Annotated in this window: 20 protein-coding genes; 9 read left to right on the top strand and 11 right to left on the bottom strand. The window is 77.1% G+C overall.

Annotation, left to right across the window (positions count from 1 at the left end; all coding sequences use genetic code 11):
* Position 1: 1 nt before the first annotated feature.
* On the bottom strand, positions 2-1651 hold the full coding sequence (locus D0Z06_RS19055; protein ID WP_117379124.1) for a hypothetical protein: 1650 nt from the start codon (positions 1649-1651) through the stop codon (positions 2-4).
* Between the two features lie 218 nt (positions 1652-1869).
* Here D0Z06_RS19055 and D0Z06_RS19050 point away from each other — a divergent pair, with 218 nt between their 5' ends.
* From D0Z06_RS19050 to D0Z06_RS19035, 4 genes are read left to right on the top strand one after another with little or no spacing between them, the layout of a single operon-like run.
* Positions 1870-3174, top strand: a complete 1305-nt coding sequence (locus D0Z06_RS19050) for a sensor histidine kinase (RefSeq protein ID WP_117379123.1) — start codon at positions 1870-1872, stop codon at positions 3172-3174.
* Complete coding sequence (locus D0Z06_RS19045; protein ID WP_117379122.1) at positions 3162-3806, top strand: response regulator; 645 nt, start codon at positions 3162-3164, stop codon at positions 3804-3806. Before D0Z06_RS19050 ends, D0Z06_RS19045 begins: the two co-directional genes overlap by 13 nt.
* An 11-nt stretch (positions 3807-3817) precedes the next feature.
* Entirely contained in the window at positions 3818-4567 is a 750-nt protein-coding gene (locus D0Z06_RS19040; RefSeq protein ID WP_233517809.1) for an MBL fold metallo-hydrolase, read from the top strand.
* Between the two features lie 41 nt (positions 4568-4608).
* Positions 4609-5844: a GNAT family N-acetyltransferase gene (locus D0Z06_RS19035; RefSeq protein ID WP_117379121.1), complete on the top strand. Its 1236-nt coding sequence runs from the start codon at positions 4609-4611 to the stop codon at positions 5842-5844.
* A 180-nt stretch (positions 5845-6024) separates the two neighbouring features.
* Here the strand turns inward: D0Z06_RS19035 and D0Z06_RS19030 are convergent, their stop codons facing one another.
* Positions 6025-6516 (bottom strand): ribose-5-phosphate isomerase, encoded by a 492-nt coding sequence (locus D0Z06_RS19030; protein ID WP_117379120.1) that lies wholly within the window; start codon positions 6514-6516, stop codon positions 6025-6027.
* Between the two features lie 26 nt (positions 6517-6542).
* Between D0Z06_RS19030 and D0Z06_RS19025 the strand changes: the two genes are divergently transcribed.
* Positions 6543-7220 (top strand): DUF429 domain-containing protein, encoded by a 678-nt coding sequence (locus D0Z06_RS19025; protein ID WP_117379119.1) that lies wholly within the window; start codon positions 6543-6545, stop codon positions 7218-7220.
* A 21-nt stretch (positions 7221-7241) separates the two neighbouring features.
* Here the strand turns inward: D0Z06_RS19025 and D0Z06_RS19020 are convergent, their stop codons facing one another.
* Both D0Z06_RS19020 and D0Z06_RS19015 read right to left on the bottom strand, forming a co-directional pair.
* Positions 7242-7997, bottom strand: a complete 756-nt coding sequence (locus D0Z06_RS19020; RefSeq protein ID WP_117379118.1) for an SDR family oxidoreductase — start codon at positions 7995-7997, stop codon at positions 7242-7244.
* Positions 7998-8120: 123 nt separating this feature from the next.
* Complete coding sequence (locus D0Z06_RS19015; protein ID WP_117379117.1) at positions 8121-8786, bottom strand: mycothiol-dependent nitroreductase Rv2466c family protein; 666 nt, start codon at positions 8784-8786, stop codon at positions 8121-8123.
* Between the two features lie 112 nt (positions 8787-8898).
* Between D0Z06_RS19015 and pepN the strand changes: the two genes are divergently transcribed.
* Positions 8899-11448, top strand: a complete 2550-nt coding sequence (pepN, locus tag D0Z06_RS19010; protein ID WP_117379116.1) for an aminopeptidase N — start codon at positions 8899-8901, stop codon at positions 11446-11448.
* Between the two features lie 211 nt (positions 11449-11659).
* On the opposite strand, the gene D0Z06_RS19005 is transcribed toward pepN, so the two are convergent.
* From D0Z06_RS19005 to D0Z06_RS18995, 3 genes are read right to left on the bottom strand one after another with little or no spacing between them, the layout of a single operon-like run.
* The gene (locus tag D0Z06_RS19005) at positions 11660-12121 is read right to left on the bottom strand and encodes a DUF5130 family protein (protein ID WP_117379115.1); all 462 of its coding nucleotides are present in this window, start codon (positions 12119-12121) and stop codon (positions 11660-11662) included.
* 51 nt (positions 12122-12172) lie between these two features.
* Positions 12173-12544 (bottom strand): aa3-type cytochrome oxidase subunit CtaJ, encoded by a 372-nt coding sequence (ctaJ, locus tag D0Z06_RS19000; RefSeq protein WP_199522418.1) that lies wholly within the window; start codon positions 12542-12544, stop codon positions 12173-12175.
* A 37-nt stretch (positions 12545-12581) separates the two neighbouring features.
* A complete protein-coding gene (locus tag D0Z06_RS18995; protein WP_117379114.1) occupies positions 12582-14006 on the bottom strand; it encodes an amidase in 1425 nt (474 codons plus the stop codon).
* A 24-nt stretch (positions 14007-14030) separates the two neighbouring features.
* On the opposite strand from D0Z06_RS18995, the gene D0Z06_RS18990 reads away from it, so the two are divergent.
* Both D0Z06_RS18990 and kynU read left to right on the top strand, forming a co-directional pair.
* A complete protein-coding gene (locus D0Z06_RS18990) occupies positions 14031-15233 on the top strand; it encodes an MFS transporter (RefSeq protein ID WP_117379113.1) in 1203 nt (400 codons plus the stop codon).
* A 20-nt stretch (positions 15234-15253) separates the two neighbouring features.
* Positions 15254-16510, top strand: a complete 1257-nt coding sequence (gene kynU, locus D0Z06_RS18985; RefSeq protein WP_117379112.1) for a kynureninase — start codon at positions 15254-15256, stop codon at positions 16508-16510.
* 142 nt (positions 16511-16652) lie between these two features.
* Here the strand turns inward: kynU and D0Z06_RS18980 are convergent, their stop codons facing one another.
* The 4 genes from D0Z06_RS18980 to D0Z06_RS18960 form a co-directional block, all read right to left on the bottom strand.
* Positions 16653-17342 (bottom strand): class F sortase, encoded by a 690-nt coding sequence (locus D0Z06_RS18980; RefSeq protein WP_117379111.1) that lies wholly within the window; start codon positions 17340-17342, stop codon positions 16653-16655.
* 1 nt (position 17343) lies between these two features.
* A complete protein-coding gene (locus D0Z06_RS25495; protein WP_158580036.1) occupies positions 17344-18417 on the bottom strand; it encodes a hypothetical protein in 1074 nt (357 codons plus the stop codon).
* A 249-nt stretch (positions 18418-18666) separates the two neighbouring features.
* Positions 18667-19527: an SCO6745 family protein gene (locus D0Z06_RS18965; protein ID WP_117379108.1), complete on the bottom strand. Its 861-nt coding sequence runs from the start codon at positions 19525-19527 to the stop codon at positions 18667-18669.
* Entirely contained in the window at positions 19524-19988 is a 465-nt protein-coding gene (locus D0Z06_RS18960) for an HNH endonuclease (RefSeq protein ID WP_233517808.1), read from the bottom strand. The genes D0Z06_RS18965 and D0Z06_RS18960 overlap by 4 nt, the downstream gene beginning before the upstream one ends.
* A 277-nt stretch (positions 19989-20265) precedes the next feature.
* Between D0Z06_RS18960 and D0Z06_RS18955 the strand changes: the two genes are divergently transcribed.
* Positions 20266-22347, top strand: a complete 2082-nt coding sequence (locus D0Z06_RS18955) for a prolyl oligopeptidase family serine peptidase (RefSeq protein WP_117379107.1) — start codon at positions 20266-20268, stop codon at positions 22345-22347.
* Positions 22348-22383: the final 36 nt, after the last annotated feature.

The raw sequence follows: 22383 nt of genomic DNA, 5'->3' as shown, positions 1-22383 counted from the left end.
CCTACTGGTAGCTGATCAGCTGCGGGCGCGGGTCGACCTGGGCGATGGTCTCCTCCGGGCTCAGCATGGGCAGGTCCTCGTCGTAGAAGTTCTTCCAGCCCCAGTACAGGTCCTCCGGGCCGGTCTGGTGCAGCACCCGCCAGGTGTCCTGCTTGGCACCCTGCCCGCCCTGGCCGTCGGCGTGCACCATGACCGCGAGCTCGTCGCGCGACATGTCGAGCTGATCGCGGTCCGGGATCATGTCGACCCGGAACTGGTGCAGCACGAGCAGCTTCTGCGGCAGCTGGTTCTCCCGGGTGAGGTCGGCCAGCCAGGTCACGACCCGGTTGACCTCCTCGATGTCGACGTGCCCGATCTGGGTCAGGTGCACCTGGTTCGGCCCCAGCCGCCACTCCGGGTCCAGGGCCAGGCCGACGTGCGGCATCTCCAGCAGCGACCGGTAGAGCTCGGCCTGGGTGACGAAGTCGGTGCGCCCCGGCTGCAGGTCGATCACGATGTAGAGCCCGGCCTCGCCGGCGGCCTCCACCCACGGGCGCAGCTCCTCGGCGGGCACCTCGGTGGAGTAGTTCCCGTCGGGGCCGGCGAACTCCGAGGCCACCGTCGCGATGATCTCGAAGGAGGGGACGACGGTGGCGTCCTGGACCAGCGGCTCGTACGGCGCCGCGTGCGCCTGCGCCCGCTCGATCGCGGCGTCCAGCGGCTGCTCGCCGAGGACGCCGAGCGCGCCGGTGCCCGGGTGCCCGTAGAGCGCGACGAAGAAGTGCTCCGGGAACAGCAGCTGCCCGCCGGCGGGCAGCTGCGTGCCGGTGGCCGCGGTCTGCAGCTTCCAGTCCAGGCCGTCCTCCGCGGCGAACCCGGCACCCAGGGCGACGACGCTGCCCGGGTCCGCCTCGCCCATCAGCGCCACGAGGTCCTCCGAGGCCCGCGGGTCGGTGGCGCCGTCGGTGAGCTGCACCTGCGCGCCCGCGGCCCGGGCGGTGGCCAGGCCGGCCAGCTCGTCGTCCGCACCGGTGGCCAGCACGAGGGTGTCGGCCAGCGGCTCGCCGCGCTCCACCTCGGGCAGCGTGCCCGGGTCCTCCCCGGCGGCCTCCTCCTCCCCGGTGCCGCCGGCGACGAGGGCGACGGGATCCTCCGGGTCCAGGCCCGCGACGGCCGCGGCGGCCTCGCCGTCGGCGACCTGCTGCGGGTCGCCGAGGTCCAGCCCGGTGACCTCGCCCACCGCGGCGGGGTCGGCCGGGACGCGCACCACCGCGGGGCCGTCCTCGGCCGGGCCCTCGGCCTCGCCGACCGCGAGCACGGTGCCCGCGCCCAGCCGCTCCAGCTCCTCGGCGACGGCGGCGCCGCCCCCGCCGCCGGGCTCCAGCAGCAGGGGGACGCCGAGGCCCGCGGCGGCCGAGGCGGCCAGCAGCGTGCCGGGGGTGTCACCGTCGCGGGCGAGCGCGACCACCCCGGCGCCGTCGAACAGCGCCCGGCTGGCCGACACGGCCGCCGCGACCGGGTCCTCGTCGGCGACGAGGGTGAGGCCGGCGTCCGGCTCGGCGGTGGTCACCGCGGCGGACTCCCGGGCGTCGGCGTCCGACCCCGGCGAACCGGTGCACCCGCTCCCGACGAGCAGCACGGTGAGCACGATCGGCACGGACGTTGCGCGCACGGGACCTCCCCCGGCCGGGCTCCCGGTCGCGCGGTGGCACGACGGCGGCGGGGGGCCACGGCTCGCGGCCGACAGTAGCGACCCGGGTGCTGGACACCGCCCGGGCGGGCCAGGACCATCGCCGCCGAGATGAGCACCTGCCCGTCGGGCCAGCCCGACACCCGATCGGCCTGCTGGCGGGATCGGCCCCGCGCCGTCCCGCCAGCAGGCTCGACGGCATGACCACCGACACCGCCGTCCGGCCTCCCGTGTCCACGCCCCCGCCCGCCGTCGCGCTCCGCGGGCGGCTGCGGCAGCTCGGGCTCGACACCGGCTACTCGCTGGCCGCCTTCCCGCTGGGGGTGGCCGCCTTCGTCGTCGTCGTCACCGGGCTGGCCACCGGCGCCGGGCTGCTCGTCGTGTGGGTGGGCGTGGCCGTCCTCGCGGCCACGCTGCTGGCCGCCCGCGGCCTGGCCGCTGCCGAGCGGGCCTGGCTGCCGGCCGTGCTGGGCCGCCCGCTGCCGCGGCCGGCGTACGCCACCCCCACCGGCGGCCGCGTCCGCCGGCTCACCACGCCGCTGCGCGACCCGCAGTGCTGGCTGGACGCGCTGCACGCCGTCGTCCGGTTCCCGTTCGCGGTCCTGGCCTTCGTCGTCACGGTGACCTTCTGGGCCGGCGCCCTGGGCGGGCTGACCTACGGCGCCTGGGACTGGGCGCTGCCCGAGAGCGAGGGCGACCAGGACCTGCTCCAGCTCCTGGGCCTCGACACCGGCCGCGGCGCGCGGATCGCCTTCTACACCCTCATCGGCGTCGTCTTCGCCCTGCTGCTGCCGCTCGCCGTCCGGGTCGTCGCCGTCCTGCAGGCCCAGGTCGGCCGGGCGCTGCTGACCTCCCGCGCCGCCACGCAGGCCGAGCTCGGCCGGCTGGCCGGGGGGCGGGACGCCGCCGTCGCCGCCGAGGCGGTGGCGCTGCGCCGGCTGGAGCGCGACATCCACGACGGCCCGCAGCAGCACCTCGTGCGCCTGGGCATGGACCTCTCCCGCGCCCAGCGGCAGCTCGAGCGCGACCCCGAGGCCGCGCGGGCCACGCTCGGCGAGGCGGCGGGCCTGGCCAAGGAGGCGCTGGAGGAGCTGCGCGCCCTCTCCCGCGGCATCGCCCCGCCGGTCCTGGCCGACCGCGGCCTGGCCGCGGCGCTGGCCGCCGTCGCCGCCCGCTCCCCCGTGCCGGTCGAGCTGGCCGTCGACCTGCCGCAGGAGCGCCTGGCGCCGGTCGTGGAGAACACCGCGTACTTCGTGGTGAGCGAGGCGCTGGCCAACGTGGCCAAGCACAGCGGCGCCACCGCGTGCCAGGTCGTCGTGGTCGCCGCCGGCCCGGCCCTGCGGGTCGTCGTCGAGGACGACGGCCGCGGCGGCGCGGTGGCCGCGCCCGGGCACGGCCTGGCCGGCCTGGCCGACCGGCTGCGCGCGGTAGACGGCGTCCTGACCGTGGACTCCCCCGCCGGCGGGCCCACCCGGCTGGTCGCGGAGGTGCCGTGCGGGTCGTGATCGCCGACGACTCGGTGCTCCTGCGGGAGGGCCTGGTCCGGCTGCTCGAGGACGAGGGCTCCGAGGTGGTCGCCGCCGTCGGCGACGGGCCCTCCCTGGTCCGGGCGGTGCGCGAGCACCGCCCGGACGTCGCCGTGGTCGACGTCCGCATGCCGCCCACGCACACCGACGAGGGCCTGCGCGCGGCGGTCGAAGCGCGCGCGGCGGTGCCGGGGACGGCGGTGCTCGTGCTCTCCCAGTACGTGGAGGTCGCCTACGCCGACGAGCTGCTCGCCGACGGCCGCGGCGGCGTCGGCTACCTGCTCAAGGACCGGGTGACCGACGTCGACTCCTTCGTCGCGGCGCTGGCCGACGTCGTCGCCGGCGGCACCGCGCTGGACCCGCAGGTGGTCGCCCAGCTGTTCGCCCGGAGGCGCGCCGACGACCCGGTCCGCCGGCTCACCCCGCGCGAGCGCGAGGTGCTGGGCATGATCGCCGAGGGCCACTCCAACAGCGCCATCGCCCGCCTCCTCGTGGTCACCGAGGGCGCGGTGGAGAAGCACACCCAGCGGATCTTCGCCAAGCTCGGCCTGGCCCAGGACGAGGACCACCACCGCCGGGTCATGGCCACCCTGGCCTACCTGCGCGGCTGAAGGAGGCCATCGTGGCCCTGCACCCCGACGACGTCGTGCAGGTCGCCGACGGCGTGCACCGGGTCCGCGGCGGCCTGGTCAACTGGTACCTGCTGGAGGACGGGGCCGACCTGACGCTGGTGGACGCCGGCTACCCGGGCGACGCCGACGACGTGGCGCGCTCGGTCGCGCTCACCGGCCACCGCACCGAGGACCTCCGGGCCGTGGTGGTCACCCACGCCCACACCGACCACCTGGGCGCGGTGCCCCGGCTGCAGGCCGCGCACGGCATCCCGGTGCACGCCGACCCGGTCGAGGTGGCCCACGTCCGGCGGGAGCGCCTCGAGCAGGTCACGGTGCCCCGCGTGCTCGCGGAGGCGTGGCGGCCGCGGGTGGCCGCCTGGGCGGTGCGCGCGCTGGGCCGCGGGGGGACGCGGGAGGTGCGGGTGGCGTCGGTCGTGCCGTTCCCGCCGGGCGGACCGCTGGACCTGCCGGGGGCGCCGGTGCCGGTGCCGACGCACGGGCACACGTCGGGCCACACCGCCCTGCACCTGCCCGCGGCCGGCGTCGTCCTCACCGGCGACGCGCTGGTCACCGGGCACCCGACCTCGGCGCGCCCGGGCCCGCAGCTGCTGCCGCGGATGTTCCACCACGACCCGGCCGGGGCCGCCGCCGCGCTGGAGGCGCTCGCCCGGCTGGACGCCGACGTGGTGCTGCCCGGGCACGGCGAGCCGTTCCGCGGTGCGGTGCGCGACGCCGTGGCGCGGGCCCTCGACCGGTAACCGGGTCGCCGGCCGTCGTCCCCACCCGGTAGACAGCGGAGGTGACCGAGCTCGCCGACCACCTCCGCCCCGTGACCGCCGACGAGTGGCCCGCGTTCGCCCGCGCGATGCACACCGTGTTCGCCGAGGAGGGGCCCGCCTCGTTCGTCGACGCCGTCCCGCCCTACGCGGAGCTGGACCGCTCGCTGGCCCTGTGGGAGGGCGACCGGGTGGTCGCGACCTCGGGGGTCTACAGCCGCGAGCTGACCGTGCCGGGCGCCGTCGTCCCCTGCGGCGGGGTGACCTGGGTGACCGTCTCCCCCACCCACCGGCGCCGGGGCGTGCTCACCGGGATCATGCGCCGCCAGCTCGACGGGATGCGCGGCCGCGAGCCGGTCGCGGCGCTGTGGGCGTCGGAGGCCTCCATCTACGGCCGGTTCGGGTACGGCACCGCCACCTGGAAGGGCGGGCTGCACGGGCGCACCGAGCGGCTGCGGCTGCGCCCGGACGTCGACCTCGGGGCGGGCCGGGTGGACCTGGTCGACGCCGCCGCCTACCGGGCCGCCGCCCCGGCCGTGCACGAGCGGCTCCGGCGCTGGGTGCCCGGCAACCTGACCCGCGACGACCGCTGGTGGGACCGCCAGGTGCGCGACGACCCCTCCCGGCGCGAGGGCGCGATGCAGCGGCAGTACGCGCTGTGCACCGAGCCCGACGGCACGGTCAGCGGGTACGCCGCCTTCCGGCTCAAGGCCGGCTGGACCGACGCCGGCGAGCCGGAGGGCACGATCACCGTCGAGGAGGTCCGCGCCTCCTCGACGCCGGCCTACGCCGCGCTGTGGAGCCTGCTGCTCTCGGTGGACCTCGTGCGGACCGTCCGGGCGCCGCTCCTGTCGCCCGACGACCCCGTCCGGCACCTGCTGGCCAACCCGCGGGCCCTCAACGCGCAGCCCTTCGACGGGCTGTGGGTGCGGCTGGTCGAGGTCGACCGGGCCCTGGCCGCCCGCCGCTACCCGGCGCCGATCGACCTCGTCCTCGAGGTGCGCGACCGCTTCTGCCCGTGGAACGAGGGCCGCTGGCGGCTGACCGGCCACCCGGCGGGCGGGCACTGCGCCCGCACCGACCGCGACCCCGACCTGGTCGTCGACGTCGAGGCGCTGGGCGCCGCCTACCTCGGCGGGGTCTCGCTGGCGACGCTGCAGGCGGCCGGCCGGGTCACCGAGGTCAGCCCGGGCGCGGTCACGCTCGCGGCCACCGCGTTCCGCTGGCCGGTCACCCCGTGGTGCCCCGACGAGTTCTGAGAGGACCCCGTCCTCCTCACTGCTCGAAAGCTCGCAGCGAGCCTCTGGACGGGGCCGGGGGCGGGACCCTGCAGGAGGGCCGGGGGCGGGACCCTGCAGGAGGGCCGTGCCCCCACGCCGCGCTGACGCTCGGCGCGGGGCCCTGCACGGAGGCCGCCGTTGCGCTGCGCGAGGTGCCCGCTAGACGCGGTCCTCGCGGGTGGGCAGCCCGCCGGCCGGGCGGTGCCGCTCCTGCTCGTACTCGCTCACCAGGTCGATCCGGCGGGCGTGCCGCTCCTCCCCGCTGAACGGGGTGGCGAGGAAGACCAGCACCAGCTCGGTGGCCTCCTCGACGCTGTGCTGGCGGGCGCCGATCGAGACCACGTTGGCGTCGTTGTGCTGGCGGGCGAGCTCGGCGGTCGACCGGTTCCACACCAGCGCGGCCCGCACCCCGGGGACCTTGTTGGCCGCGATCTGCTCGCCGTTGCCGGAGCCGCCGATGACCACGCCCAGGCTGCCCGGCTCGGTGACCGTGCGCTCGCCGACCTCGAAGCAGAACGGCGGGTAGTCGTCCTGGGCGTCGTACTCGAAGGCCCCGCAGTCGACCGGCTCGTGCCCGGCGTCGGCGAGGGCCCGCTTGAGGTGCTCCTTGAACTCCAGGCCGGCGTGGTCGGTCCCGACGAAGACGCGCATGGGCGGGAGTCTGTCAGGCTGCGCGGGTGGCGGTGCTGGGGGTCGACGGCTGGCGCGGCCGGTGGGTCGGCGCCCTGCTCGACGGGCGGTCGGTCCGCCTGCTCGACCTGGCCGACGTGGCCGCCGTCCTCGCCGTCCCGGGGGTCGACGTGGTCGGCATCGACATGCCGATCGGGCTGGCGGACGACGGCGTCCGGGCCTGCGACGTCGCGGCGCGCGACCGGCTCCGCCCGTACGGCGCGGCGAGCTCGGTCTTCCCGACCCCCGTCCGGGCGGTGCTCGCCACCGACGACTACGCCGAGGCGCGCGCCCTCTCCCGGGCGGCGACGAACCCGCCGCGGGCGCCGTCCGCCCAGTCGTTCCAGCTGGTGAAGGCCATCCGCGCCCTCGACCGGGCCCTCGGGGAGCCCCCCGCCGGGCACGTCGTGGAGGTGCACCCCGAGCTGGCCTTCCGGGAGCTGGACCCGGCGCTCCGGGACGCCAAGGTCACCGCGCGCGGCCTGGCGCGGCGGCTGGCCGCGCTGCGCACGGTCATGGACGTGGACGCCGCCCTGCTGGAGGCCCCGCCGCGGGTGCCGGCCGTGGACGCGCTCGACGCCTGCGCCGCCGCCTGGTCGGCGCGGCGGGTCGCCGAGGGCACGGCGGAGTGCGTCGGGGACGGCGCGGTCGACGCCCGCGACCGGCCGATGCGTATCTGCTGGTAGGACCCCGCAGGAGGGCCGCCGTCAGGTGACGCGGCGCACGGCGGGCAGGGGGAGCACCCGCAGCAGGGCCGACACCGGGCGCCACGGCCAGGTGGGCACGTAGGCGCGCACCGGCTCCCGCTCGATCGCCGCGGTGAGGGCGTCCACCCCGGTGTCGAGGTCGACGGTGAACGGGCCGCGCCGTCCCACGTTGATGTCGGTGGCGATGTAGCCGGGCAGCACCGTCGTCACCCGGATGCCGGTGCCCAGCACGTCGGAGCGGATGCCCTCGCCCAGCGCGTTGAGCGCCGCCTTGCTGGCGCCGTAGGCGGTGCGGGTCTGCCGCATCCCCCGGACGCTCGCCACGGAGGAGACGAGCACCAGGTGACCGCTGCCCTGGGCGCGGAAGACCTCCATCGCGGCCTCGCACTGGGCGTGCGCGCCGAGGACGTTGGTGTGCAGGACGGCGCGGTTCACCGCCGCCTGACCGGTGCCCACGGAGGCGCCCTTGCCGATGCCGGCGTTCACGACGAAGCGGTCCAGCCCGCCGAGCTCCTCGACCAGCCCGGGCACGACGCGCGCCACCGCGTCGGGGTCGTCGACGTCCAGCCCGGCGGTCACCACGCGGATGCCGGGGTGGTGCTCCAGCAGGTCGGCGCGCAGCGCGTCGAGGCGGTCGGTGCGGCGGGCGACCAGGGCGAGGTCGCGGCCGAGGGCGGCGAACCGGCGGGCCATGCCCTCGCCCAGGCCGGAGCTGGCACCGGTGATCAGGATGCGCTGGCGGACGGGGTGCGGCACCGGGCCAGCATGCCGCACCCCGCCCGCCGTGCCGCAGCCCGCACGCGACGGCCCCCCGGGCGGGCCCCGTCCAGCGGCTCACCACGGCCCCGTCCAGGCCCCGCCCGGGGACGAGGCCCTTCCTCAGCGGCGGCCGGTCAGCTCCAGCGCGTCGGCCGGGACCGACGAGATGTCGGGGCCGGAGGTCCGGGTGCGCTTGAGCTCCCAGAAGTCGGGCAGGTTGGCCAGGAGGACGGCACCGTCGAAGGCCTTGCCGGCCTCCTCACCGGTGGGCACCCTGCTGATCACCGGGCCGAAGAAGGCCACGCCGTCGATGTGCATGACGGGGGTGCCGACGTCGTCGCCCACGGGGTCCATGCCGGCGTGGTGGCTCTTCTCCAGGTCCTCGTCGTACTCGGTGGAGGTGGCCGCCTCGGCGAGGGATGCCGGCAGGCCGACCCGCTCCAGGGCCGGGGCGACGAGCTCGTCGATCTCGACGCCCTCGTGGTGCCGCAGCGTGCCCATGGCGGTGTAGAGGTCGCCGAGGACCTCGTCACCGTGCTGCTGGGCGGCGGCGACGGCCACCCGGACCGGGCCGATGGCCTTGGTCATCATCTCCTGGTAGTCGGCGGGGAGGTCCCGCCCGCGGTTGAGCACGGTCAGGCTCATCACGTGCCAGTGCACGTCGATGTCGCGCACCTTGGCGGCCTCGAGCACCCAGCGGCTGGTCAGCCACGCCCACGGGCACAGCGGGTCGAACCAGAAGTCCACCCGGGCCTTCACGGGGGCGCTCTGCACTGCCTCGGTCATGGGGTCTCCTCGCTGCGGGTCGGGTCGGTGCCTCCTCCGTGCCAAGCCGACCGGCGAGGTGGTTGTTCCCTCAACCGACGGTGCGTCGGCAGCGCGTGGGAGGCTGCCGGGCGTGGCCGTACCCAACCTGACCCGCGAGAACGCCGCCGCCCGCGCCCGCCTGCTGGCGATCGGGGGCTACGACCTCCGGTTCGACCTGACCGACGGCGCCGGCCGGCCGGGTGAGGGCACCTTCCGCTCGACGACGACGGTGCGCTTCACCTGCCGCGAGCCGGGCGCGGGCACGTCCATCGACCTGGTCGCCGAGCGGGTCCGCTCGGCGACCCTCAACGGGGTGCCCCTCGACGTCGCCACCTGGACCGAGGAGGACGGGCTGCCGCTGCCCGGCCTGGCGGCGGAGAACACGCTCGTGGTGGACGCCGACTGCCGGTACTCCAACTCCGGGGAGGGGCTGCACCGCTTCGTCGACCCCGAGGACGCGCAGGTCTACCTCTACACCCACTTCGAGCCGGCCGACGCCAAGCGGGTGTTCGCCTGCTTCGACCAGCCCGACCTCAAGGCCACCTTCGCGGTGCACGTCACGGCGCCGTTCGACTGGCAGGTGGTGTCCAACAGCGGCGAGCGCACCGTCGAGGCCGGCCCCGGTGGCTCCCAGCTCGTGCACTTCGCGGCGACCAAGCGGCTGTCGACCTACCTGCTGGCCCTGGTCGCCGGCCCCTACGCCCGGGTGACCGACTCGCACGAGGGCATCCCGCTGGGGCTGTACTGCCGCGCCTCGCTGGCCCAGCACCTCGACCCGGAGGAGCTGTTCCGGGTCACCAAGCAGGGCTTCGACTTCTACCAGCGGGTCTTCGACTACCCGTACCCGTTCGACAAGTACGACCAGCTGTTCGTCCCCGAGTTCAACGCCGGGGCCATGGAGAACGCCGGTGCGGTCACCTTCCTCGAGGACTACGTGTTCCGCTCGCGGGCCACCCGCGCCCGCTACGAGCGGCGCGCCGAGACGGTGCTGCACGAGCTGGCCCACATGTGGTTCGGCGACCTGGTCACCATGCGCTGGTGGGACGACCTGTGGCTCAACGAGTCGTTCGCCACCTACATCTCGGTGCTGTGCCAGGCCGAGGCGACCGAGTACGCGACCGCCTGGACCACCTTCGCCAACAGCGAGAAGGCCTGGGCCTACGCCCAGGACCAGCTGCCCTCCACCCACCCGGTGGCCGCCGACATGGTCGACGTGGCAGCGGTCGAGGTGAACTTCGACGGCATCACCTACGCCAAGGGCGCCTCGGTGCTCAAGCAGCTGGTGGCCTACGTCGGCCGGGAGGAGTTCCTGGCCGGGATCCGCCGCTACTTCCGGGCCCACGAGTACGGCAACACCACGCTGGCCGACCTGCTCGACCCGCTCTCGGAGGCCACCGGCCGCGACCTGTCGGAGTGGTCGCGGCAGTGGCTGGAGACCAGCCAGGTCAACACCCTGCGCCCGGTCCTCGAGCTGTCCGACGACGGCCGCTACCGCTCCTTCGCCATCGAGCAGACGGCGGTTCCCGAGCACCCGGTGCTGCGCCGGCACCGGCTGGCCGTCGGCCTCTACAGCGCCGGGCCCGAGGGGCTGACCCGCACGCACCGCGTCGAGCTGGACGTCGACGGCGAGCGCACCGAGGTCCCCGAGCTGGCCGGCCACCCGGCGGCCGACCTGGTCCTGGTCAACGACGAGGACCTCACCTACGCCAAGCTCCGCCTCGACGAGCGGTCCCTGGCCACGCTGCAGCGGTCCATCGCCGACATCCCCGACTCCCTGGCCCGGGCACTGTGCTGGTCGGCGGCCTGGGACATGACCCGGGACGCCGAGCTGCCGGCCCGCGACTGGGTGGGGCTGGTGCTGGCCGGGGTGGACGCCGAGACCGAGATCAGCGTCGTCCAGTCGCTGCTGGCGCGGGTGCAGAGCGCGCTGACCTCGTACGCCGACCCGCAGTGGGCCGAGAGCGGGTGGCGGGCGCTGGCGGACAAGGCGCTGGCCGCGCTCCAGACCGCCGAGCCGGGCAGCGACGTGCAGCTGCAGTGGTCCCGCACCCTCGCGGCGGCCGCGCGCACCGAGGAGCACGCCGCCGTCCTGCGCGGCCTGCTCGACGGGTCACGGGTGATCGAGGGGTGCGCCGTGGACGCCGACGCCCGCTGGGCCTTCCTCAACGGGCTGGTCGCCATCGGTGCGGCCGGCGACGCCGAGATCGACGCCGAGGAGGAGCGCGACCCCACCGCCACCGGGCAGCGCCGGGCGGCGACCGCGCGGGCCCTGCGGCCGACGGCGGCGGCCAAGGAGGAGACCTGGAGCCGCACCTTCACCGACGACACGCTGCCCAACGCCGTGCACGAGGCGATGGTCGGGGGCTTCTGGCACCCGGCCCAGCGCGAGCTGACCGCCGGCTACGTCGACCGCTACTTCGCCGAGATCGGCCCGTTCTGGGCGCACCGGCCGGGTGAGATCGCGAAGAACGCCGTCCAGTACCTGTTCCCGCCGGTGGTCGAGCAGCGCACCCTGGACGCCGCCGACGCCTGGCTGGCCGACGGGGCGCACCCGGCACCGCTGCGGCGGCTGGTCACCGAGGGCCGGGACGGCATCGCCCGGGCCCTGCGGGCGCGCGAGCGTGACACCGCCGCGGGCTGAACCGGCCCCTCGCCGCGACGATCATGATGTCCGGGAAGCGCCGCGCCGGCGTGGGCCGGGGTGTCGCTTCCCGGACATCATGATCGCGGCTCACCCGCCCGCCGCGGCCCCGTCCCGAGGCCCGCCGCGAGCGTGCGGGTGGCGGGGGGCAGGACGGCCCCGTCCCGAGGCTCGCCGCGAGCCTGCGAGCGGGGAGGAGGACGGGGTCCTTCTAGTGGGTGTGCAGCCCGCGCGGGTGCCCCGCCTGGTCGGAGAGCTGGCGCAGCCCGTTGACGATGCCGCCGACGAGGTCCCCGCCGGCGAAGGCGTTGGTCATCGAGAGCACCGCCAGGGCGCAGGCCCGGTCGGGCAGCCGGCGCGCGGCACCGGCCCCGGTGACGACCTCGATCACCCGCTGCCCGGGCGAGATCGCGAGGAGGCAGGAGTCGGCCAGGTGGTCCCCCGAGCGGGCGAACAGCTCCTCGGCGTAGCTGCGGGTCTGCGGCCCGAGGTCGCCGATGTAGAGGGTGAACCGCAGGCCGGTCTCGCGGGAGGACATGGTCAGCGCCTCGTCGAGGCGCGCCAGCTCCCGGTCGGAGAAGATGGGCGGGCCGTCCGGCTCCTCGTCGCGCGTCGGCAGCGTGCCGGCGTTCGTCGCGGTGTCGTGCGAGGTGACTTCCAGCGAGCCGGTCATCGGCGGTCTCCGGGGGCGCTCGGGGTGCGGGGGTCGGGAGCGGTCACGTCGTCACCAGGTGCCGCGGGCGCCGCCGAGCGGGCCACCGACGACGGCCTGCCCGCCGGCCCCGACCGCGGTGGCCCCGGCCGCGCGCGCCTGCCCGTCGCCGGCCTCCAGCTCGGGCCGCTGCTCCGGGTACATCGACGAGCCGAGGGCGCTGGTGCCCGAGCCCGGGACGGCCGCCGGGCCGGTCCCGTGCCCGCCACCGGCGCCGCCGGCCGGGTGCGGCTCGTACCAGACGGGCTCGTGCTCCCAGGCCTGCCCCGGCTTGTAGCGGAGCTTCCGGCGCCGCCCACCGGGCAGGTAGACCAGCGCCCAGAAGATCAGGATGACGGCCAGCGGGGCCACGACGAAGACGAGGAGTGTCTCGACGACGGTCACGCCGCCAACCTACCGGCTGGCGCCTGCCGGCCCCCGCTCAGGCCCACCCGGGCGGGTGCCGGTGCGCCCAGGGGCGGGCGGCCTCCAGCTGCGCGGAGAGCGCGACCAGCGTGGCCTCGTCGGCGGGGCGGCCGACCAGCATGGTGCCGACGGGGAGGCCCTCGGGTGTCCAGTGCAGCGGCACGCTGACCGCCGGCTGGCCGGTGACGTTGAAGACCGCGGTGAAGGCGGCGTACCGCTTCTGCCGCTCGAAGTCCGCCGCCCCGTCGCCGTCGGCGTCGAACCAGCCCAGCGGCCGCGGCGTCATCGTGGTCACCGGCGCGACGAGCACGTCGAAGCGCCGGGTGGCGTGCAGGAAGCGGCGGGAGAACAGCCGGAGGGCGGTGAGCGCCTCCATCGCCGCCTGGGCCGAGAGCGCCAGGCCCCGGGAGCGCAGCTCGCGGGTGAGCGGGCGCAGCTCGTGCGCGCGCTCGGGCGGCACGGGCAGCAGGGTGCCCGACAGCGTCCAGGCCCGCTCGAAGGCGGCGAGCACGTCCGGGCCGAGCAGCCCGCCGGGGACGTCCTCGACCTCGTGCCCGAGGCCGGTGAGCAGGGTGGTGGCGTCGTCCAGCGCCGCCTGCACGTCGGGGTCGAGGACGGCGTCGGGCATGGGCGACTCCAGGTGCCGGCCGATCCGCAGCCGGCCCACCGGCCGGTCGGCCGCGCCGAGGAAGGTCTCCCCCGGCGGCAGCGGGGGCGCCCAGGTGGCGTCGCCGAGCACCGGCCCGGCCATCGCGTCGAGGAGCGCGGCGGCGTCCCGGACGGTGCGAGCGATCGGGCCGTTGGTGCCCAGGCCGGTGACGTCGCCGCCGAGCGGGGCGTTGCTGACCCGGCCGCGGCTGGGCTTGATGCCGTACAGCCCGTTGATGCTGGCCGGGATGCGGATCGAGCCGCCGCCGTCGCTGCCCTGGGCGACCGGCAGCATCCCGGCGGCCACCGCGACCGCGGCCCCGCCGCTGGACCCCCCGGCCAGCCGCGCGCGGTCCCACGGGCAGCGGGCCGGCCCGGCGAGGGCGTTGTCGGTGTAGCAGGGGAAGCCGAACTCGGGCGTGTTCGTCTTGCCCACGCTGATCGTCCCGGCCGCGGCGAGCTTGGTGACGACGGCGTCGTCCACCGCGGCCACGTTGTCGGCGAACAGCGCCGAGCCGAACGTCGTGCGGACGCCGGCGGTGTTGTTCAGGTCCTTGATCGCGGTCGGGACGCCGAGCAGCGGCGGCAGCTCCCCGCCGCGCGCCCGCCGGTGCTCGGCCCGCCGGGCGGCCGCCAGCGCCCGGTCGGGGGTCACGGTGAGGAAGGCACCGAGCCCGCCGTCGAGGGCCTCGATCCGGCGCAGCGCGTGCTCGACGAGCTCGACCGGGCCGGTCTCCCCCGCGCGGACGGCGGCGGCCTGCTCGAGCGCGGTCAGGTCGTGCAGCTGGGTCACGGTCGTCGACGCTAGCCTCCCCGCGTGAGGCTGGGCCGCCCGTTCTGGACGTTCTGGTCCGCCGCGGTGCTGGTCAACCTCGGGGACGGCATCCGGCTGGCCGCCTTCCCCCTCCTCGCGGCGTGGCTGTCCGGGGACCCGCTGGCCGTCGGCGCCGTCGCGGCGGCCGGGACGCTGCCGTGGCTGCTCACCGGCCCGGTGGCCGGCGTGCTGGCCGACCGGCACGGCGCCCGCGTGCTGCTGCCGTCCGCAGACGGCGGCCGGGTGCTGGTGCTGCTGGCGCTGGTGGCGCTGCTGCTGGCCGACCGCGCGACCGTGCCCGCCGTCGCGCTCGCCGCCTTCCTGCTCGGGGTGGCCGAGACCGTCCGCGACGTCGCGACCGAGACCGCCGTCCCCCGGCTGGTGCCCACGGCGCTGCTGGAGCGGGCCAACGGCCGGCTGGTCGCGGGCACCCTCGTCGGCAACGAGTTCGTCGGCCCGCTGGTGGGCGGGCTGCTGTTCGCCGCGGGGGCGGCGCTGCCCTTCCTCGTCAACGGTGCGGCCACGGCGGTCGCCGTCCTGCTGGTGCTGTCGGTACCGGCCGCCGTGCTGTCGGTGACCGCCGCTCCCGCGGGGCCCGGGGCGAACCCGCCCCGGGGGGCCGGTGCGGGGCTGCGGTGGCTGGCCCGGGACCGGCTGCTGCGCGTGCTGGCCGGCGCCGTCGCGGTCGTCGCGCTGGCCGACAGCGCCTGGTTCGCCGTCTTCGTCCTCTACGCCGAGGCGCGCCTGGGGCTCGGGGCGGTCGGTTTCGGCGGCCTGCTGGCGCTGGGCGCCGGCGGCGGGCTGGCCGGCGCCCTGCTCGCCGACCGGCTGGTCGGCGGCCGGCGGCACCGCGGGGTGGTCGCCGCCGGGGCGCTGCTGGCCACGGCCACCCCGTGCCTGCTGGCGGCCGCGCCCGGGCTGTGGTCGGCCGGCGCGGTCGTCGTCACCACCAGCGCCGGCTTCGGCCTGCTGAACGTGGCGGCCGCGGGGCTGCGCCAGCGGGTGGTCCCCCGGGGGCTGCTCGGCCGGGTGACGGCGACCTGGCGGACCGCCGTGTACGGCGCCGCCGCGCTCGGTGCCCTCGGCGGCGGGTGGCTGGCGTCGGGCGCCGGCCTCGAGGCCCCGTTCCTGCTCGCCGCCGCCCTGGGGGTCGCGGCCACGGCCGCCTGGTGGCTGGCGTCCACCCCCGGCCCGCGCCCGGCCTGAAACCCGGTAGACACGACGGCGTGGACCTCACCCGCGCCGCCGCCGCGGCCCTCGACGACGCCGACCCGCTGGCCGGCTTCCGCGCGCGCTTCGCCGGCGCCGGCGAGGACGGCGTGCTGTACCTCGACGGCAACTCCCTCGGCCGGATGCCCCGCGAGACGCCGGCCGCGCTGGCCCGGGTCGTCGAGGAGGAGTGGGCCCGCGGGCTGATCGGCTCGTGGTCGTCGTGGATCGGCGCGGCCACCCGGATCGGCGACCTGCTGGCCGAGGGCGTGCTCGGCGCCCGGCCCGGCGAGGTGCTGGTCGGCGACTCGACCACGGTGGACCTGTACAAGCTGCTCGTGGCCGCCGCCGACGCCCGGCCCGGCCGGGACGTGCTCGTGTGCTGCGCCGACGACTTCCCCACCGACCGGTACGTGGTGGCCGGGGTGGCGGCGGCCCGCGGGATGACCGTGCGGGAGGTGCCGGCCGACATCGACGAGGGGCTGGACCCGGCGGTGCTGGCCGCCGCGCTGGACGAGCGGGTGGCCGCCGTCGTCCTCTCCGCGGTGGCCTACCGCTCGGGCGCCCTGGTCGACCTCGCGGCGGTGACGCGGACGGCGCGGGACGCCGGGGCGCTGGTGGTCTGGGACCTCTCGCACGCCGCCGGCGCGGTGCCGGTGGAGCTCGCCGCCGCCGGCGCCGACCTGGCCGTCGGCTGCTCGTACAAGTACCTCAACGGCGGGCCCGGGGCGCCGGCCTTCCTCTACGTGCGGCGCGAGCTGCAGGAGTCGCTGCGCCAGCCCATCTGGGGCTGGTTCGGCCAGCGCGACCAGTTCGCGATGGGCCCGGCCTACGACCCGGTGCCGGGGATCGAGCGCTTCGCCGTGGGCACCCCGCCGGTGCTCGGCCTGGCCCCGGTCGAGGTCGGGGTCCGCCTGGTGGCCGAGGCCGGGGTGGACCGGCTGGCCGCCAAGGGCCGGAAGCTCGGCGAGCTGGCGATCGCGCTGGCCGACGCCTGGCTGGCCCCGCACGGCGTCGCGGTGGCCTCCCCCCGGGACCCCGCCCGCCGCGGCGGGCACGTCACGCTGGCCCACCCGCAGGCCTGGCAGCTGACGCAGGCGCTGGTCGACCGCGGCGTGGTGCCGGACTTCCGGACGCCGGACCGCGTGCGCCTGGGCCCGGCACCGCTCTACACCCGCTTCGTCGACGTGTGGGACGCGGTGGACCGCCTGCGCGAGGTGCTCGCCACCGGCGCCCACGAGAGCTACCCGACCGAGCGCTCCCGGGTCACCTGACCTCGCGGCGGCGCCCCCCGACGACGATCAGGTCAGATCACCGTTGCCGGTCCTGGCTCACCACCGGTGGTGAGCCAGGACCGGCAACGACCAGGTCACCTGATCATCGGCGGGGCTACGGGGTTGGCGCGGTCGGCGGGCGTCACGCCTCGGCGACGACCACCAGGTTCTCGGTGGCCTCGCGACCGTCGGCGCGCTGGAAGCAGGTGATCAGCACGAGCCGGCCCGGGGAGCTCTCCCACACGCCGGCGGCGTCGGGCAGGGCGCCCTTCGCGACCCGCTGGGTGCCGGTGACGGTGTAGCTGACCGTGCCCTCCGGCGTGCGCACCTCGACCACGTCGCCCGGTCCCACCGCGGCACCCCGGTGATCCGGCGTCAGCAGCGGGTCGAAGCCGTCGTCCCCGCGCCCCGCCGAGTGCGCCGCGACGTACAGGGTGTTGGTCGCCCGCTCGGCGGCCCCGACCGGCGCGCCGTACGGCTCGAGCCAGTAGCCGGCGGTGAGCAGCGGCGGGTCGATCACGCCGCGGCGCGGGGTGAGCCCGAGCAGCGGCAGGTCCAGGCCCACCGACGGGACGACCAGTCGCACGGCGGACGACGGCGTGTGGCGGGCGGTCGGGAGGGAGGACGGCGCCGGCGCGGGGGTCGGCGACGACGCGGGCGGCACCGGGGTCGACGGGACGGCCGGCGCGGCCACCGTTTCCCCGGCCCGCGTCGGGGCGAGAGGGCCGCCTGCCGTCAGGCCGAGGACCAGCAGCAGCACGCCGGCCACGCCGAGCGCGGCGGCCCCCGTGAGGGCCGCCGCGCGGCGGGTCGGCCGGGTCGGGCGGCGCACGTCAGGACCGGGTGCCCGCCCGGCGCCGGAGCACCAGCACGGCGACGGTCCCGGCGGTCAGCACCATCCCGGCGCCGAGCGGCACCAGCGGGGACGTCCCGGCGCCGGCCGGGGCCTCCTCGACCCATCCGGTGTCCGACCGCAGGCCGGTGTTGAGGGCCTGCGAGACCTCGAGGCGGACCACGGCCCGCGCGATCACCTCGTCCGTGGCCTCGCCCACGGCGATGACGAGGAGGTAGGAGCCCGCGGTGGTCCCGGCCGGGACCGTGACGGTAGCGGTCCGGCCGTCGGCCGACACGGCAGGCGTGACGGGCACCGCCGGGCCCGTCCGGAGGTCGTGCTCGGCCGCGGCCAGGGCGGCGGTGGGGACTCCCATGCCGGGGAAGCCGTGGGTGTCCAGCCACGACCCGGCGGGGATCGTCACGTCGAGGCTCTCGCCGGCACGGAGGGAGGGACCGTCGAGCCAGGCGTTCAGCGTGGCCTGCGGCGACAGCGTGACCGCGGCCGGCCCACCTGCGGAGAGGTCGAGCCAGTACCCGAACGTGTCGAGGCCGAAGCCGGCACCAGCGCTGACGACGACGTCGTGGGAGGAGTCGATCGGCTTGAGCGAGAGCAGCCCGATCGGCCCGTTGACCCCGTCGTCGGCCGGGAGGTCGACGCGGTAGCTACCGCCGCCGAGGTCGGTGAGCGCGATCTGCTCCGCCGGGTCGGTGCTGAGGCTGGAGTACACCCGGGTGGCGTCCGCGCCCGGGGAGGAGGTCAGGACGAGCCGCGCCTCGGTGGCCGCTCCGTCCACCACGTCCGGCAGTTCGAGGGTCACCGCTCCTCCCCAGGCCACCGGCGCGGGAGTGCGGGTGGGCTCCCCTCCCGACATGGTCAGGTCGACGGGCCCCACGTTCTCGGTGGCCGACAGCCCGATGAGACCGGGCCCGCCCCACACCACGGCGTCCGCCGGGGCGGCCGACGCGGCCGCCACCCCGAGACCGCTCGAGACCAGGGCGACCAGACCCACCAGGGAGACGCGGGCGCCGATGCGCCGGGCGGCAGGTCGACGAAGGGGCGGGCGGACGGACATGCTGCGGACTTCCCTTCCCGGTGGTCGGCACCCCGTGCACCGACGATCCGGAACCTAACGGTCACGCAGCGCTGTCAGCAGGAAACGACAGGGCGGCCAGCCCTGTGGGTGATCCCGTCATGGCACCGCAACAAGCCGTCGGCGAGTCGTCACCCGACCCCTCGGCAGGACCTGCCATGACAGCGGGCGATCCATGAGGAACAGTCGCCCACCGGGTGACGACGACCGGGTGCCGCCGCCTCGCCGCGGTCAGACGGGGTCGGGGACGCCGATCGGGTTGCGGTCGGGCCACAGCCCGGCGGTCACCACGGCCAGGCGCACCGGCGCCAGCAGCTCGGCCAGCCGGTCGCACCCCGCGTCGCCGAGCGCCTGCCACGGGCCCAGCGCCAGGCGGTCGGTGTCGGCCTCCACCGCGGCCACGATCGCCGCGCCCTCCGCGGACAGCTCGCCGTCGGCCAGCCAGCCGCGCGCCGCGAGGTCCGCGGCGGCGACGTCCCAGGCCGCGTCGTCCCACCCGCGGGCGCGCTGCAGCCACTCCCGGTCGGTGCGGCCGGCGGCCGCGGCCAGCACGTGCCCGCCGACCCCGGGGATGCCGCGCTGGAGCAGCGCGGCGTTGTGGCCGTCCCCGCGGTGCTCGCGCAGCGTGGTGAGCGCCTGCCACACCGCCAGGTGCGGCTCCGCGGGCACCGGCAGCCCCGCGTTGGCCGCCGCCATCGGCCGGCCGGGCAGGTCGACCGCCGCGGCGGCCTCGCCCAGCAGCCGGGCGGCCTCCCCCGCCTCCTGCGAGCCGGCCCACTCCCCGAGCACCCGCCGGACGGCGCCGTCGACCCCCGCCAGCCGGGCCTCCAGCGCCGCCGCGGGCGTCACCGCCGACCAGACCGCCGGCACCCGCCGGGCGACGAAGCCCGGCGCGAAGTTGTAGAACACCGCGGTGACCAGTTCGGGACCGGCCGGGCCCAGGGGCGCGGCCCGCAGCCCGAAGTAGGTCTGCCAGAAGCCCTGCAGGCCGGCGTCGGCACCGGCCGCCCGGCACTCGTCGGCGAAGTAGGTGAGCGCGTGGTACGGCTCGCCCAGCGCCCACAGCCGCCGCGCCGTCCCTGGCGACGTCACGCCGACACGCTCTCCGGCACGCCCAGCCACTCGCGCCAGCGGGGGTCCACCGTGCGCGCACCGAGCAGCCGCCACGCCGCCCCGCTGGGGGTCCGCGGCGGGTGCGGCAGCTCCCAGCCCATCTCGGCCAGCGAGCGGTCGGCCTTCGCGTGGTTGCACCGCCGGCAGGCCGCCACGACGTTGTCCCAGGTGTGGGTGCCCCCGCGGCTGCGCGGCACGACGTGGTCGATGCTGGTCGCCGACCCCCCGCAGTAGACGCACGAGGACCCGTCGCGGGCGAAGACCGCCCGCCGGGACAGCGGCACCTGGGCGGTGTAGGGCACCCGCACGTAGCGGGTGAGCCGGACGACGACGGGGACGGGCAGCGCCACCGTCTCGGCGTGCACCACGTCGGCGGCCGAGTCGACCGACACCGCCTTCTCGGTCAGCACCAGCACGATCGCGCGCCGGCTGGAGACCACGCACAACGGCTCGTACGTGGCGTTGAGCAGCAGCGTGGCTGCCGTCGTGGCCCGCGCCGGGACAGGCGTGCGGGGCCGGGGTGGGGAGTCGCGCCGCGGACCTGGATGGCCTGCGGGCGACCCCGGGTGGGATCGCGGCACGGAGCACCTCCGGTGCCCGCCGACCGCGCGCCGGGTGCAGTGCGGCCCACGGGCGCCCCCATTCTGACCTGCGAGTGCGTGCGCGCGCTCGCGTGCGGTCCCGACCGGGCACGCGGCCGTCGCTACCGTGCCTCCCGTGCGCTACCCCGACGCCCCGCGGCTCGACCTCGTCGAGCACCTGCACGGCCACCCCGTCGCCGACCCCTACCGCTGGCTGGAGGACCCCGCCGACCCGCGGACCGCCGCCTGGGCCGAGGCCCAGGACGCGCTCACCGCCGAGGCGCTGGCCGGGCTGCCGCTGCGCCCGGCGTTCGCCCGCCGGCTCGAGGAGCTGGTGCACGCCGGCGCGGTCGGCGTGCCCGTGCACCGGGGCGGCCGGGCCTTCTCCACCCGCCGCGACCCCGGCCAGGAACACGCGGTGCTGCGGGTGCGCGAGGCCGACGGCAGCACCCGCGTGCTGGTCGACCCGATGGCGCTGGACCCGGAGGGGACCACGACGCTCGACGCCTGGTCCCCCTCCTGGGAGGGCGACCGGCTGGCCTACCAGCTCTCCACCGGCGGCGACGAGGAGTCCCGGCTGCACGTGCTGGACGTGGCCACCGGCGACCTGCTCGACGGGCCGGTCGACCGCTGCCGCTACTCCCCGGTGGCGTGGCTGCCCGGCGGCGAGGAGCTCTTCTACGTCCGGCGGCTGGCCCCCGACCAGGTGCCCGCCGGGGAGGAGCAGTTCCACCGCCGCGTGTGGCGCCACCGCGTCGGCACCGACCCCGCCGAGGACGTCCTGGTGCACGGGGAGGGGCTGGACCCGACCAACTACTACGGCGTGCGCACCAGCCGCGACGGCCGCTGGCTGGTCGTCTCGGCCTCGGCCGGCACCGCCCCGCGCGACGACGTGTGGCTGGCCGACCTCGGCGGGGACGGCGCGCTGCAGCCCCTGCAGGTCGGCCTCGACGCGCAGACCGCCGCCTGGGTGGCCCGCGACGGCCGGCTGTGGCTGCTCAGCGACCGCGGCACCCCGCGCTGGCGGCTGGCCGTGGCCGACCCGGCCGACCCGGCGACCTGGGAGCCGGGCGCCTGGCGGGACGTCGTCCCCCAGCAGGAGGACGGCGTCCTCTCCGACGTGGCGCTGGTCGACGGGCCGGACGGCGGCCTGCTGGTGCTCGCCGTCCACTCGGTGGACGCCACCGACCGGCTGTCGGTGTGGGCCGGCCCCGGCTCCCCGGACGGCCCGGCCCGCCGCGCCGAGGTGACCGCGCTGCCGCCCGGCAGCGTCTCCGGCGTGAGCGCGCCGCCCGAGGGCGGGACGACGGCCTGGGTCGGGTTCACCGACCACGCCACCCCGCCGTCGGTGCTGCGCTGGGACGCCGCCCGGCCGGCCGACCTCGCCCCGGACGAGCGGGCCCCGGTCGCCGGCGAGGTCCCGGCCGTGCAGGTCGTCGAGACCCACGCGACCTCGGCCGACGGCACCCCGGTGCACCTGTTCGTGCTCTCGGGGACCGGCCGGCCCGGCACCCCGCGGCCGACGGTCCTGTACGGCTACGGCGGGTTCAACGTCCCCCTCACCCCCGCCTACTCGGCGCAGGCCCTCGCCTGGGTCGCCGCCGGCGGCGTGTGGGCGGTGGCCAACCTGCGCGGCGGGTCCGAGCACGGCGAGGAGTGGCACCGCGCCGGGATGCGCGAGCGCAAGCAGAACGTCTTCGACGACTTCGCCGCCGCCGGCGAGCACCTGGTCGCCGAGGGGTGGACCACCCACGGCCGGCTGGCGGTGATGGGCGGGTCGAACGGCGGGCTGCTGGTCGGTGCCACGCTCACCCAGCGGCCCGACCTCGCCGCCGCCGTCGTCTGCAGCGCACCGCTGCTGGACATGGTCCGCTACGAGCGCTTCGGCCTGGGCCGCACCTGGAACGACGAGTACGGCACCGCCGACGACCCGGAGGAGCTCGGCTGGCTGCTGGGCTACTCGCCGTACCACCGGGTGGTCGAGGGCACCGCCTACCCGGCGGTGCTGTTCACGACCTTCGAGTCCGACACCCGGGTCGACCCGCTGCACGCCCGGAAGCTGGCGGCCGCGCTGCAGCACGCGACCGCCTCCGACGCGCCGGTGCTGCTGCGCCGGGAGACCTCGGTCGGGCACGGGGCCCGGGCGGTCAGCCGGACCGTGGGCCTGGCCGCCGACCAGCTGGCGTTCCTGGCCGCGCACACCGGCCTGACCGGCTGACCGCCGTCCGCCCCGCCCCGGACCTGCACGGGGCGG

The sequence above is a fragment of the Geodermatophilus marinus genome (assembly GCF_003428645.1).
Lineage (GTDB): Bacteria > Actinomycetota > Actinomycetes > Mycobacteriales > Geodermatophilaceae > Geodermatophilus.
This window is presented reverse-complemented; position numbering and strand designations above follow the sequence as displayed.